Source organism: Streptomyces pseudovenezuelae (assembly GCF_001513955.1).
Lineage (GTDB): Bacteria > Actinomycetota > Actinomycetes > Streptomycetales > Streptomycetaceae > Streptomyces > Streptomyces pseudovenezuelae.
In genome coordinates, this window is record NZ_KQ948147.1 from 25,348 (window position 1) to 37,162 (window position 11,815).

At 71.7% G+C, this 11,815-nt stretch carries 13 protein-coding genes and 1 pseudogene; 8 read left to right on the plus strand and 6 right to left on the minus strand.

Features of this window, described 5'->3' with window-relative positions:
- Window positions 1-53 precede the first annotated feature (53 nt).
- Window positions 54-1,571 carry a glutamate-cysteine ligase family protein gene (locus AQI94_RS16505; protein ID WP_031037109.1) on the plus strand — a complete coding sequence of 506 codons (1,518 nt, stop codon included), beginning with the start codon at window positions 54-56 and terminating at the stop codon, window positions 1,569-1,571.
- A gap of 21 nt (window positions 1,572-1,592) precedes the next feature.
- Here the strand turns inward: AQI94_RS16505 and AQI94_RS16510 are convergent, their stop codons facing one another.
- The gene (locus AQI94_RS16510; RefSeq protein WP_031037107.1) at window positions 1,593-3,368 is read right to left on the minus strand and encodes a substrate-binding and VWA domain-containing protein; all 1,776 of its coding nucleotides are present in this window, start codon (window positions 3,366-3,368) and stop codon (window positions 1,593-1,595) included.
- 183 nt (window positions 3,369-3,551) lie between these two features.
- Between AQI94_RS16510 and AQI94_RS16515 the strand changes: the two genes are divergently transcribed.
- Window positions 3,552-4,352, plus strand: a complete 801-nt coding sequence (locus AQI94_RS16515) for a CPBP family intramembrane glutamic endopeptidase (RefSeq protein WP_031037104.1) — start codon at window positions 3,552-3,554, stop codon at window positions 4,350-4,352.
- Here AQI94_RS16515 and AQI94_RS16520 read toward each other — a convergent pair whose 3' ends face one another.
- Window positions 4,353-5,165 carry a PhzF family phenazine biosynthesis protein gene (locus tag AQI94_RS16520; RefSeq protein WP_031037101.1) on the minus strand — a complete coding sequence of 271 codons (813 nt, stop codon included), beginning with the start codon at window positions 5,163-5,165 and terminating at the stop codon, window positions 4,353-4,355. It lies immediately after the preceding gene.
- A 131-nt stretch (window positions 5,166-5,296) separates the two neighbouring features.
- Between AQI94_RS16520 and AQI94_RS16525 the strand changes: the two are divergent.
- From AQI94_RS16525 to AQI94_RS16535, 3 genes and pseudogenes are all read left to right on the plus strand, one after another.
- Window positions 5,297-5,862, plus strand: a pseudogene (locus AQI94_RS16525) (sigma factor-like helix-turn-helix DNA-binding protein); the annotation flags it as partial.
- Between the two features lie 84 nt (window positions 5,863-5,946).
- The gene (locus AQI94_RS16530) at window positions 5,947-6,837 is read left to right on the plus strand and encodes an alpha/beta hydrolase (protein WP_031037098.1); all 891 of its coding nucleotides are present in this window, start codon (window positions 5,947-5,949) and stop codon (window positions 6,835-6,837) included.
- A gap of 74 nt (window positions 6,838-6,911) precedes the next feature.
- Window positions 6,912-7,352: a hypothetical protein gene (locus AQI94_RS16535; protein ID WP_031037096.1), complete on the plus strand. Its 441-nt coding sequence runs from the start codon at window positions 6,912-6,914 to the stop codon at window positions 7,350-7,352.
- A 114-nt stretch (window positions 7,353-7,466) separates the two neighbouring features.
- Here the strand turns inward: AQI94_RS16535 and AQI94_RS16540 are convergent, their stop codons facing one another.
- Both AQI94_RS16540 and AQI94_RS45600 read right to left on the minus strand, forming a co-directional pair.
- Window positions 7,467-8,267, minus strand: a complete 801-nt coding sequence (locus tag AQI94_RS16540; protein WP_031037093.1) for a phosphotransferase — start codon at window positions 8,265-8,267, stop codon at window positions 7,467-7,469.
- 57 nt (window positions 8,268-8,324) lie between these two features.
- Window positions 8,325-8,516, minus strand: a complete 192-nt coding sequence (locus AQI94_RS45600) for an SUMF1/EgtB/PvdO family nonheme iron enzyme (protein ID WP_324607555.1) — start codon at window positions 8,514-8,516, stop codon at window positions 8,325-8,327.
- Between the two features lie 64 nt (window positions 8,517-8,580).
- On the opposite strand from AQI94_RS45600, the gene AQI94_RS16545 reads away from it, so the two are divergent.
- Window positions 8,581-9,201 carry a PadR family transcriptional regulator gene (locus AQI94_RS16545; RefSeq protein WP_031037090.1) on the plus strand — a complete coding sequence of 207 codons (621 nt, stop codon included), beginning with the start codon at window positions 8,581-8,583 and terminating at the stop codon, window positions 9,199-9,201.
- A gap of 69 nt (window positions 9,202-9,270) precedes the next feature.
- On the opposite strand, the gene AQI94_RS16550 is transcribed toward AQI94_RS16545, so the two are convergent.
- Window positions 9,271-9,699, minus strand: a complete 429-nt coding sequence (locus AQI94_RS16550; protein ID WP_031037086.1) for a type II toxin-antitoxin system Rv0910 family toxin — start codon at window positions 9,697-9,699, stop codon at window positions 9,271-9,273.
- Window positions 9,700-9,799: 100 nt separating this feature from the next.
- Window positions 9,800-9,967 carry a hypothetical protein gene (locus AQI94_RS43975; protein WP_107064189.1) on the minus strand — a complete coding sequence of 56 codons (168 nt, stop codon included), beginning with the start codon at window positions 9,965-9,967 and terminating at the stop codon, window positions 9,800-9,802.
- 218 nt (window positions 9,968-10,185) lie between these two features.
- On the opposite strand from AQI94_RS43975, the gene AQI94_RS16555 reads away from it, so the two are divergent.
- Together AQI94_RS16555 and AQI94_RS16560 are read left to right on the plus strand one after the other, a co-directional pair.
- On the plus strand, window positions 10,186-10,752 hold the full coding sequence (locus AQI94_RS16555) for a Clp protease N-terminal domain-containing protein (RefSeq protein ID WP_037941011.1): 567 nt from the start codon (window positions 10,186-10,188) through the stop codon (window positions 10,750-10,752).
- Between the two features lie 52 nt (window positions 10,753-10,804).
- On the plus strand, window positions 10,805-11,800 hold the full coding sequence (locus AQI94_RS16560) for an EamA family transporter (protein ID WP_031037080.1): 996 nt from the start codon (window positions 10,805-10,807) through the stop codon (window positions 11,798-11,800).
- Window positions 11,801-11,815 lie beyond the last annotated feature (15 nt).

The following is an 11,815-nucleotide window of genomic DNA, read 5'->3' on the forward strand; positions in this document are numbered from 1 at the left end:
TCGGCTGGGCATCATCCCACCTGAGTCATGACGCTACGAGGAAGGACCCTTCGATGGGGGAGAAGGTCGTGGCAGGCCAGTTCGACCTGTCCGATCGCCAGCGCTACCGCGACAAGCTCCGCAGGTGCCTGACGGGGCTGGAGCGGCTTCTGGCGGAGCAGCGGTTCGATCGCCCCAAGAACCTGATGGGGTTGGAGATCGAATTGAATCTCGTGGGCGCCGACGGTATGCCGAAAATGTTGAATGGTGAGGTACTGGAACGGATCGCGAGCCGCGACTTCCAAACAGAACTCGCCATGTTCAACCTGGAAGTCAACATAGCCCCACACCGGCTGGGCGGGCGGGTATTCGACCGGCTCGCGGAGGAACTCCGTACCTCGCTGGCATATGCCGACCGTAAAGCGGGCGAGCTCGACGCGGGAATCGTCATGATCGGCATTCTGCCGACCCTGGACCGGGACGACCTGGTCTCCTCCAACCTGTCCGACGTCGACCGCTACACCTTGCTCAACGACCAGATCGTGGCCGCCCGCGGCGAGGACTTCGTCCTCGACATCGACGGGGTGGAGCGCCTCACCTGCACCTCGAAGTCCATCGCCCCCGAGGCCGCCTGCACCTCCGTGCAACTGCACCTCCAGGTCACCCCGGGACGCTTCGCCGACGTGTGGAACGCCGCGCAGGCGGTGGCCGGCGTGCAGATCGCCGTCGGGGCCAACTCGCCCTTCCTGTTCGGCCGCGAGCTGTGGCGCGAGTCCCGGCCGCCGCTGTTCCAGCAGTCCACGGACACCCGTCCGCCGGAGCTCCAGGCCCAGGGGGTGCGGCCGCGCACCTGGTTCGGGGAGCGGTGGATCTCCTCGGCGTACGACCTCTTCGAGGAGAACCTGCGCTACTACCCGGCCCTGCTGCCGATCTGCGACGACGAGGACCCGCTCGAGGTGCTCGACGGCGGCGGGGTGCCCTCGCTCGCCGAACTCGTCCTGCACAACGGCACGGTGTATCGCTGGAACCGGCCCGTGTACGGCATAGCCGACGGTGTCCCGCACCTGCGTGTCGAGAACCGCGTGCTGCCCGCCGGCCCCACCATCACCGACGTCATCGCCAACGCGGCCTTCTACTACGGCCTCGTCCGCGCCCTCGCCGAGGAGCCGCGCCCGGTGTGGACCCGGATGCCCTTCGAGGCGGCCGCGGCCAACTTCGACGCGGCCTGCCGGCACGGCATCGACGCGCGCCTGACCTGGCCCCGGCGCGGCCGGTACGGCGGCACCGTCGAGGTCGACGCGGTGAGCCTCGTACGGGACGAACTGCTGCCGCTGGCCGAGGCGGGCCTCGCGGCCTGGGGCATCGAGTCCGCCGACCGGGACCTGTATCTCGGGGTGATCGAGGAGCGGTGCCGGCGCCGGGCCAACGGGGCCTCCTGGCAGGCGGCGACGTTCCACCGGGCACAGGAGGCGGGACTGTCGCGGGACGCGGCGCTGGCGGCCACGACGCGGCGGTACGGCGAGCTGATGCGCACGGGAGAGCCGGTGCACACCTGGCCGGTGGGGCTGCCGGAGCCGGCGCCGCTGGGGTGAGGGACGCCGCCGGGCGAGGGGTCAGCCGCTGTTGCCCTGGGCGCCCGCGGCCACGATCGCCTTGAGGATCACCGTGTGGATCTGGGCCGGGTCGTTGACCTGCTGGCCGGAGCCGCCGGTGGCCTCGGCGAGCTGCTCGGCCTCCGCGCGGTCGGCGTCGGGTCCCACCGCGATCACGATCAGGGGGACCGGGCGGGTGGGGCTGGAGAGCTTCTCCAGCGCGGAGACCAGCGCCGCACGCGAGATGCTGCCGGGGTCCTGGTTGACGCCGTCGGTCAGCACCACCAGCGCGTTGAACTTCCCCTCGGCGTAGGAGGAGGTCGCCGCCTTGTACGCGGCGAGAGTGGTGTCGTACAGCCCCGTCGCGCCGCCCGGCACCGGCTCCAGGCCGCCGAACGCCGCCGACAGCCGCTCCCGTTGGGTGCCGCCCGCGGCCGTGCTGTCGCCCAGGCGGTCCGTCGGCACGAGGATCTTGTAGTCCTTGTCGCCGTCCAGCTCGGTGGAGAACTCCCACAGACCGATCTCGTCCTCCTGGGTGAAGGTGGCGAGGGCCTGCAGGAGGGACGCCTTGGTGACGTCCATCCGGGAGCGGCCGGTGCCCGGCACGGCCTCCGACATGGAGGAGGAGGCGTCCACGACCGTGGTGATCCGCGCGCTCTGGACGGTGATGGTCCAGGTGCCGAGGGCCTCCTGGAGCGCGGTCGCGGAGGCGGGCTCACCGGCCGCCGCCGCGTACGGCTGCGGCGCCCGGCCCCCGGCCTTCGCGACCAGGGAGGCCGACACCTGGTCGTCGGAGGTCCTGAACCCCTGGTCCGTCAGCAGCTGTTCCTGCTCGGGCTTGCGCAGATACGTCATGAAGCGGATCGCCGCCCGGCTCTCGTCCGTGCTCAGCCGGGTCTCGTCGACGAGCGCGAACGGATAGTCCAGCCGCGGTGAACCGTCCTTGGGGTAGAAGAAGTCCAGATCGTCCCCGGACTCGGCCGAGGAGTTGTGCGCGAAGGCCGCCTGCTCGGACACGACCAGTGCCTGGTTGCGCTTGGGATTGCCCTGCTCGGTGCCCGAGGAGTCCCGCGGCAGCGTCTCCACCAGCTGGCCGTCGTTGTCGGAGATGCGCTGCGAGAGCGACTTCATCATCGCCGCGGCCTGCGTCGCCCCGCCCTCGACCTGGCCCGCCGCGCTGCTGAGCTGGGTCAGGGCGAGCAGCCCGGACGCGCTGCGCGCGGGGTCGGCGGCGCCCAGCTTGAGGGAGTCGTCCCGCAGCGTGGCACCCGCCAGCTCCAGCCAGCCGTACGTCTTCTTCGGCCAGCCCAGCGACTTCGCGGCGCTCGGCACCATCGCCATCCCGACCGGACTGGAGGCCACGTTGCCCACCCGGGCCACCTTCGTCGCGCCCGCGTCCGCGGAGATCTGCTCCAGCCACACGTCCGAGTCCGGCACCCACACCTGCACCCCGGGGTCCTTGCCGGCCCCGAGGGTGTCCCTGACCTTGTACGACTCGCGCGCGGTCACCGAGATGTCGAGGCAGCGCCCGTCGGAGGTGAGGTTCTCGTCCCGGGCCCGCTCGGCCGCGGCGCGCAGCGCGGGGGCCACGTCGGGGGAGGCGGCGACCTCGATCCGTACCGCCTCGTCCCGGCAGGAGGAGCCGAAGGAGAGCAGACCGCCCTGGACGGCGGCGGCCGTGCCGCCGGCGACGGTCAGGACGAGTACGGTCGCGACGGCCACGGTGCGGCGGCGCGTGCGTGGACGGGGGTCGCTGCCGCCCGCCCCATACTGATCGGGCAAGCTGTGACGTCCCATGACGGTGGTGCCCTCCCCTGGTCCTCGTGCCGGCACAGCCTCGGCGGCAGGAAGGAGGGAGGTACGCCCCCGTACGGCGTCCGTCCCCCCGACGGCCTTGCGCACGATCTTCGTAACTTCTTTCGAAGGACCCTAGCGGGGCGGGGATACGGATGAGGCTGGATTACTCAACTGGAGGCAGGTGTGCAGGCGGAGGAAGGGGCAGTGGCCGATTCTTTTCCGCAGAAGGCGCTCTCACGGAAGTTCTTCCGTGACGAGACGCTGCTCGTTCTGGGGCTTTCGCTCGGTGCGAGCGGTGTGTCCGCGCTGATCAGTTTTGTCGGATCGGTCACCAAACCAGGCGGTCTCAAGGACCAGGCGGCGACCCTCAACGCCTCGGCCGCGCCCGGCCGTCCCTGGCTGGATCTCGCCTGGCAGCTCTTCGGGATCGCGTCGGCCCTGGTGCCCGTGGCCCTGGTCGCGCACTTCCTGCTGCGCGAGGGGCAGAGCATGCGGACCATCGGCTTCGACCGCACCCGGCCCGCATTCGACCTCGTCCGCGGGGCCGGGATCGCGGCCGTGATCGGCAGCACCGGGATCGCCTTCTACCTGGCCGCACGCGGCCTGGGCTTCAACCTCACCGTGGTGCCCGAGGCGTTGCCCGACGTGTGGTGGAAGTACCCCGTGCTGATCCTCTCGGCGATGCAGAACGCGATCCTCGAAGAGGTGATCGTCGTCGGCTATCTGCTGCGCCGGCTGAACCAGTTGGGCTGGACCCCGGGCACCGCCCTGGTGGCCAGTTCCGTACTGCGCGGCAGCTACCACCTCTACCAGGGCATCGGCGGCTTCCTCGGCAACATGGTCATGGGCGTGGTGTTCGTCTACCTGTACCGGCGGTGGGGCCGGGTGGGCCCCCTGGTGGTGGCGCATTCCCTGCTCGACATCGGGGCGTTCGTGGGTTACGCGCTGCTCGCGGGCAAGGTGGGCTGGCTGCCCACCGCGTGATCAGGCGAGCAGCTCGCCCTCGATGACCGTGACCGCGCGGCCCGTCAACAGGGTCCGCTCACCGCACAGTTGCGTGCGCACCCGGCCGGAGCGGGGCGAGGCCTGCAGCCCGGTGAGATCCGTACGGCCGAGCCGCTGCGCCCAGTGCGGCGCCAGCGCGGTGTGGGCGCTGCCGGTGACCGGGTCCTCGTCGATGCCGACGTTCGGGAAGAAGCAGCGGGAGACGAAGTCGTAGCCCAGGTCCGGGTTCTCGGCGCGGGCGGTGGCGATGATCCCGCGCTCGGAGTAGGCGGCCAGGGCCTTGAGGTCGGGGCGCAGGGCGTGGACGGTCTTCTCGTCGGCCACTTCGAGCAGCAGGTCACCGATGTTCGCCCCGGTGTCGAAGGCGGTCAGCGGCTCGGCGCCCAGCGCCTCGGCGACCCCCTCCGGAAGGGCGACCGGCGTCAGCGGAGCGGTGGGGAAGTCCAGGGTGATCGAGCCGTCCTCGCCGGGCGTGGCGACGAGGACCCCGCTGCGGGTCGCGAACCGCACCGGGCCCCGGTGGGCGCCCGTGCTGTGCAGGACGTGGGCTGTGGCGAGCGTGGCGTGTCCGCACATGTTCACTTCGGTGGCGGGCGTGAACCACCGCAGCGCCCAGTCGGCCTCGCCGCCCGCGGGGAGCCGGTGGGCGAAGGCCGTCTCGGCGTGGTTGACCTCCAGGGCGATGTTCTGGAGCCGGTCGTCGTCCGGGAAGGCGTCGTCCCGGAGCAGGACCCCGGCCGGGTTGCCGGCGAACGGGCGGTCGGTGAAGGCGTCGACGATTCGGATACGCATGCGCTGACGGTACGGCGTGGCTTCGTGGCCGGGACAAGGCCAATCCGCGGTCGCTGGACCGATTTCCCGCCTCCGGAAGTGATCTGGGTCACAGGCTGTCGCGGCGTCCGCCCACCCGGTGTCTCGAGGCCACTCTGTCGCCGACCGAGCGTGCCGTGTTCGTGCTGCGGGAGGTCTTCGACGTCGACTACGACGAGATCGCGGCCGCCGTGGAGAAGGGCCCCGACGCGGTGCGCCAGATCGCCCATCGCGCCCGCCGGCACGTGGACGCCCGGCGGCCCCGCAGGACGGCGTCCGCCGGCGAGACGCGTGCGGCGGTGGAGTCGTTCCGGCGCGCGCTCGAGACCGGGGCCTCCAGGGGCTGCTCGACGTGCTCGCGCCCGATGTCGTCCTGGTCGGCGACGGCGGCGGCGTCAAGCAGGCCGCGCCGCGCCCGATCGTCAGCGCCGACAAGGTGGCCCGCTTCATCAGGGGCGGGATCGCCAAGTTCACCGTCACCCTCACCGGCGAGGCCGCCGAGGTCAACGGCAGCCCGGCGCTCGTCCTGCGGGTGAACGGCGAGATCGACGGTGTCCTCGCGGTCCGGGTCGAGGACGGCCGTATCACCGGCATGTACTACGTCCGCAACCCGGAGAAGCTGACCCGCGTCACGGCGGAGGCTCCGCTGACGCTCCGGTCGGCGCCGACGGCGGAGTGAGGCGCCGCCCATTGCGCTCCCGGCGACGAGCATCCATCATCAGGATTCCTGTTAGTTTAATCTTGCAGCGATGGGTGCTCAGTCATGCCGCTCAGCTCCGGAATCAAGGCCAGGGGAATCCAGCTCCTGCTCGGCCGTGTGATGTCCCGTGTACACAAGGACCTGCGCTTCACCGACGTCCCGGCGCGCACCGAGACGCTCCGGGTGGAGACCGGTTCCGGGCCGGTGACGTGCACCGTCTACCGCCCGCCGGCCTCCACCGCCACCCCGGCCCCGGTGTACGTCAACTTCCACGGCGGCGGCTTCGTGGTCGCCCGTCCCGAGCAGGACGACCACATCTGCCGCCGCATCGCCGCCACGGCCGGCTGCGTCGTCATCAACGTCGACTACGCGGTCGCGCCGCAGCGGCCCTACCCCGCGGCGGTCACCCAGGCCTACGACGTCACCGCCTGGGTCGCGGCGAACGGCGCCGCCGGTGGCTGGGACGGATCGCGGCTCGCCGTGGGCGGACACAGCGCCGGGGCCAACCTGACCGCCGCGGTGTGCCGCCTGGCCAGGGAGCGCGGCACCTTCTCGCCCCGGCTCCAGATCCTCGACTCGGCACCGCTGGACCAGGTCGCCGACCCGGCCACCAAGCGGTCCCTCGTGGCCAAGCCGCTGCTCACCCCGCAGCTCATGCGGATCTTCACCGCCGCCTACGTCCCTGACCCCGCCGACCGGGCCCTTCCCCTCGTCTCGCCCGCCCTCGCCGACGATCTCGCCGGACTTCCCCCCGCCCTGGTCATCACCGCGGAGAACGACCGCCTGCGCGACGAGGGGGACGCCTACGCCAAGGCCCTGGAGGCGGCCGGCGTCCCGGTCACCCACCGCGTCTTCGAGGGGGTCGACCACTACTTCACGCACACCGGTCCGGTCGCGGCCGGAAAGGAAGCCGTCGACCTGATGGCCGGCGCGCTGCGCGACGCCCTGAGGTGACCCCGATCAAGGGGTGCGCAACCTGTTACGACAGGTTGGTCGACGCACGGGCCCCCGGCTCGTAGCCTCTCGCTGTGATCGACACGACCGAGGCCGACGGCGCTTTCCAGAACCGGTGCGCGAACGCGGCGCGCGCTCTCGCTCCGTGCGTGGGCCATGTCGTCCATCGCATCGCGTTCGACGCCTTTCCCGAGGCCGACTCGTTGGAGATCACGCTCCGCGCGGGGCCGCACAGGCCCGACGTCGTGATCTCGCTCGGCGGTGTGCGCTACGTCTCGGTCGCGAAGGACTCCGACGTCGAGGGCTTCGTCGACGAGATCTCCCTGATCCACCTTCCGAGGACACCGTGGCCCTGGCCCGCCGAAACCGCCGCGATGGTCGGACGGTTCGGCGGACTGCCGGAGCTCGCGTGGCTGAGGATCGTCGGTCCCGTCGAGGTGGACGTCGTCGCGTCGATCGTGACCGTCTACTCGGCCATGAGCGACGACGAGGCCTCGGTGGACCGGAGCGCCTGAGAGGTCCGGCGAACCGGAACGGATCAGCCGTGAGCGCCGGCATGGCCTTGATCGGTGCGCCCGGCTGTCCGGCGGACGGGCCCACGGCGACGCGAGGGGTACCTGCCCGGCCGGTCAGTTGAGCAGGGCGGCCGTGAACGTCCGGCGGTGCTCCACCAGCCAGGTCTGCATGCGGTCCCAGCGTTCCCAACCGCCGCGCTCGGCCAACGCCTGGAGGTGGACGGGGTCACCGTCGGCCACCCGGCGGGTGACGAAGTCCCGGCAGACCTCCGTGGCCTGCTCGATGACGCCGGGCAACTCGGCGCGGTCCGCCGCCGGGAGGCCGTAGCCGTCGGCGAGAATCCGCAGCCGTGCGGCCGCGTCCAGCCCGGGGGGATGGAACGCGGCCGCGGACCCCGGATCGAGCATGGGCACCCAGTAGCGGGCGGTCATGGCGACGTCCCAGAGAGCACGGCCCGGGGCCGCCAGGTCGAAATCGATCAGGGCCGCGGCGCGACCGTCGCGGAAGACGACGTTCTCCGGGCACACGTCGTTGTGGCACAACAACGTGCCCCCCTCGGGGTCGGCGAGGTCCCGGGGCCATGCGGCGCGGGTGTCGACCGCGACGGCCGCGCCGGCCTCATGGAGACGCCGCAGCAGGCTCCCCACCGATGCGAGGGCGGAACCCGTCATCGCCCAGTCCGGGAACGGCGGCAGAGGCACGTCTCCAGGTACGAAGGTCAGCTGCTCACGGCCGTCCGAGGTGAGAGCGACAGGAGTCGGCGCCGCGTCGAAGCCGTGCTGCTTCAGCGCAAGGAGATAGACATGGAGGGCGCGCGCGTTGCGCGGAGCCGGTCGCTCCACCAGGTCCCCTCGGCGGAAGACTGCCCCCGCGTTCGCCATGCCGCCGGTCAGCACCTCGTCCTCAGCCGTCATGAGGATCACGCTAACGCCCGACCGACCCCGCGCGGGCCGGGCCGCACACGACGTGGATCAGCGCGCGACGGAACGCGCGACGCGGAATCCCACGTCGTCGACCTGGAACGCCGGGTGGCTGCGGCGCCGCGCGGAGGCCCGGCAGCTCCAGTGCTCATCGAGCCGGCCACCGCCGCGGAGTGATCTGTGCGTACCACGCCTGGGTGACCGGGGATGCCGCGAGCCGGCCGAAGAGGAGGGTCTTGCCATGCGATCGGTTCCGATATATCGTTGAGGCATCGCGACAGATCAACGATGGAATGGAGTGATTGCGATGCGTTCCCACGGATTCGAGCGTGGACATGGTGGAGCCGGTCGTCGGGGCCGTGGTGCCGAGAGCCTGCGGGGTGCCTTCGGGCCCTTCGGTCCGGGCGGTCCCGGTGGCCCCGGCTTCGGAGGGCCGGGCTTCGGCCCCGGGCCCTGGGGGCCGAGGGGGCGGGGCGGACCCAGGGGAAGGGCGCGGCGCGGTGACGTGCGTGCCTCGATCCTGGCCCTGCTCAAGGACCGGCCCATGCACGGCTACGAGATGATCCAGGAGATCGCCGAGCGCAGCGGCGGCGCGTGGAAGCCCAGCCCCGGCTCGGTGTACCCCACCCTCCAGCTACTGGAGGACGAGGGGCTGATCGCCAGTGAGACCGAGGGCGGCAAGAAGCTGTTCGCGCTCACCGAGGCCGGCCGTACCGCGGCCGACGAGGGCCCCGAGGCGCCCTGGGAGGAGGCCTCCCGCGGCATCGACTTCGAGGCGCTCGGTGAGATCCGGCAGGCCGGCTTCGGTCTGATGGAGGCCTTCGGCCAGGTCTGGAAGACCGGCAGCAAGGAACAGCGCGAGAAGGCGGTGGCCGTCATCAACGAGGCCCGCAAGAAGCTGTACCTCATCCTCGCCGACGAGGACTGATCGCCGGCGTACGGCGACGACAGGCGCCCCGGGAAGGGATTCCCGGGGCGCCTTCGTGTGCGCCGGGGGTCAGGACACCAGTGCGGCCAGCTTCCGCAGCGACTCGTTCAGCGCGGCGGTCCCCGAGTCCTTCAGCTTGCCCGCCATCAGGGAGACGGCGGCGCCCGTGAACTCGCCGTCGATGCGGACCGTCGTGGCGTCCCCGTCGGGGGTCAGGGTGTAGCGGGTGGCGACACTCACCGCCATCGGACCCTTGCCCCGGATGGCGAACAGCCGGGCCGGCTCCACCTGGTCGATGGTCCACTCGACCTCGGCCGGGAAGCCCATCAGCTTCATGTTCTCCTGGAATGTCCCGCCCGGTTCGAGAGCGGTGGGACCGCCGTTGGGGAAGCTGGTGTGGGTCGTGTTCCACTCCCCGTACGCGGACCAGTCGGTGAGCTGGGCCCAGACCTTTTCCGCGGGTGCCGGGATGCGTGCCTCCGCGCTGATTTCCGCCATGCGGCCACCTCTTCGTGTCGGGCTGTGGTGTCGCGGAAAGTAGCCGCACGGGGCGCAACATTCAATACTGATGAACCGTCAGAAAGTGGGGGAGGGGCGCTCACCCCACCCGCCGTATCAGCGCCGCGTCGAACACGTCCCACGCGCGCGGGTACGCGCTCTCGTCGTGGCAGTGCCACGCCTGCCAGAACAGGTCGGCGAGCAGCGCGTTCTCCGGGGCGTACACCCGGTACACGTACTGCCTGCCGTCCACGGCCGGCAGTGCCACCAGCCAGCTCCTGCTCTCCACGCCTGTGTGGGACGAACGGCGTCGCGCGGCGGTTGCGCGAGGGGCGCACGGCAAGGCGGCGCGCGCCCACCGGGGCGGAACGGCGTGATCTCATCCGCAAGGAGGAGATCCTGGCCGCGGGGTCCGCTCTTCGTGGGACACGAAGATGCTTCCCCTCGGGGATGCCCGGATTCGGTGGGACTGATGGGGTGGGGGATGTGCACCCCCGTATCCCCCGGCAGTCGGCCCGCGAGCAGGGCGGCCCGCCACCGGTCCGCCCGGACAGCGATGTCAGGCTCAGCGAAGAACTGGCAGCGGTGGTGTCCGGTGCCCGCAGGCGGGCACTGCGGGACGGGGACCGGCAGATCGACACGGCCCATCTTCTGCACTCGCTGCTGGACGCCGACGCCGAGGCGTACGCCGTCCTGGACGCGGACCCCCAGCTGCCGCGCCTGCTCGGGTATCTCGTGCAGCGCAGCATCGGCTACGGCCTGCGCTGGCAGGGCACGGTCGAGGACTCGGGCGCGGTCCCCGTGGTGCCCGCGGCCGAGGGTTTCTCTCCGCTCGCCGCGGGCGCGATGGAATACGCCCGCGCCCGGGCCGAGCACCGTGCCGACGGGCCCGCCCGCGGGATCGACCTGCTGGCGGCGATCCTGGTGGACCCCGGGTCGCGGGCCGTCGAGGTGCTGACCCGTGCCGGAATCGATGCGCCGGCCGTGTCGGCGAGGATCGACGACCGCCTGCCCGGGGGCCTGTGGGGCGGGCCGCCGCGGTCCAGCCGCTGAGACAGGAGTCATCGGGGGTGACGCTCATGTCGTGCCCTGTCATCATGGGCCGGTGCATACGTCTGAGAGCAGCAGGGCCGGTGGCGGCAAGGGTGTCGGACTCGGTCTCGCGCTGGTGTCCGCGCTCGCCTTCGGAGGATCGGGAGTCGCGGCCAAGCCGTTGATCGAAGCGGGCCTCGATCCGCTCCACGTGGTGTGGCTGCGGGTGGCGGGCGCCGCCCTGGTGATGCTGCCGCTCGCCGTCCGCCACCGCGCGCTGCTGCGCAGCCGCCCCGCCCTGCTCGCCGGCTTCGGGCTGCTCGGCGTGGCGGGCGTCCAGGCCTTCTACTTCGCCTCGATCTCCCGCATCCCGGTCGGTGTCGCCCTGCTCGTGGAGTACCTGGCCCCCGCCCTGGTGCTGGGCTGGGTGCGTTTCGTGCAGCGGCGGCCGGTCACCCGTGCCGCCGCGCTCGGCGTGGTCCTCGCGGTCGGAGGGCTCGCCTGTGTCGTCGAGGTCTGGTCGGGCCTGAGCTTCGACGCCCTCGGGCTCCTCCTCGCGCTCGGCGCCGCCTGCTGCCAGGTCGGTTACTTCGTCCTGTCCGACCAGGGCAGCGACTCCGGCGAGGCCCCCGACCCGCTCGGCGTGATCGCCTTCGGCCTGCTCGTCGGCACCGCCGTCCTGACGGCCGTGGCCCGCCCGTGGACCATGGACTTCGCCGTCCTGACACGGGCCGCCGACATGAACGGCACCCCGGTCGCGGCCGGACTGCTGCTCGGCTGGATCGTGCTGATCGCCACGGTCCTCGCCTACGTCACCGGCGTGGTCTCGGTCCGCAGGCTCTCACCGGCGATAGCCGGGGTCGTGGCCTGCCTCGAAGCGGTCGTCGCGACCGTCCTCGCCTGGGTGCTGCTCGGCGAGCACCTCTCGGCCCCGCAGATCGTGGGCGGCACGGTCGTCCTGCTGGGCGCCTTCATCGCGCAGTCCTCGACCCCGGCCAAGGGCTCGGTGGAACCGGTCGCGGTCGGTGGCACCGAAAGTCGCTTGTCCGCCCGGGAGAACGCCGCCTAGGCTCCCGGATCATGC

What these genes read in the sequence shown, in the direction of transcription:
- AQI94_RS16505 (WP_031037109.1), top strand. Translation starts at nt 54, where the DNA reads ATGGGGGAGAAGGTCGTGGCAGGCCAGTTCGACCTGTCCGATCGCCAG.
- AQI94_RS16510 (WP_031037107.1), bottom strand. Translation starts at nt 3,368, where the DNA reads ATGGGACGTCACAGCTTGCCCGATCAGTATGGGGCGGGCGGCAGCGAC.
- AQI94_RS16520 (WP_031037101.1), bottom strand. Translation starts at nt 5,165, where the DNA reads ATGCGTATCCGAATCGTCGACGCCTTCACCGACCGCCCGTTCGCCGGC.
- AQI94_RS16530 (WP_031037098.1), top strand. Translation starts at nt 5,947, where the DNA reads ATGCCGCTCAGCTCCGGAATCAAGGCCAGGGGAATCCAGCTCCTGCTC.
- AQI94_RS16540 (WP_031037093.1), bottom strand. Translation starts at nt 8,267, where the DNA reads ATGACGGCTGAGGACGAGGTGCTGACCGGCGGCATGGCGAACGCGGGG.
- AQI94_RS45600 (WP_324607555.1), bottom strand. Translation starts at nt 8,516, where the DNA reads ATGGCAAGACCCTCCTCTTCGGCCGGCTCGCGGCATCCCCGGTCACCC.
- AQI94_RS16545 (WP_031037090.1), top strand. Translation starts at nt 8,581, where the DNA reads ATGCGTTCCCACGGATTCGAGCGTGGACATGGTGGAGCCGGTCGTCGG.
- AQI94_RS16550 (WP_031037086.1), bottom strand. Translation starts at nt 9,699, where the DNA reads ATGGCGGAAATCAGCGCGGAGGCACGCATCCCGGCACCCGCGGAAAAG.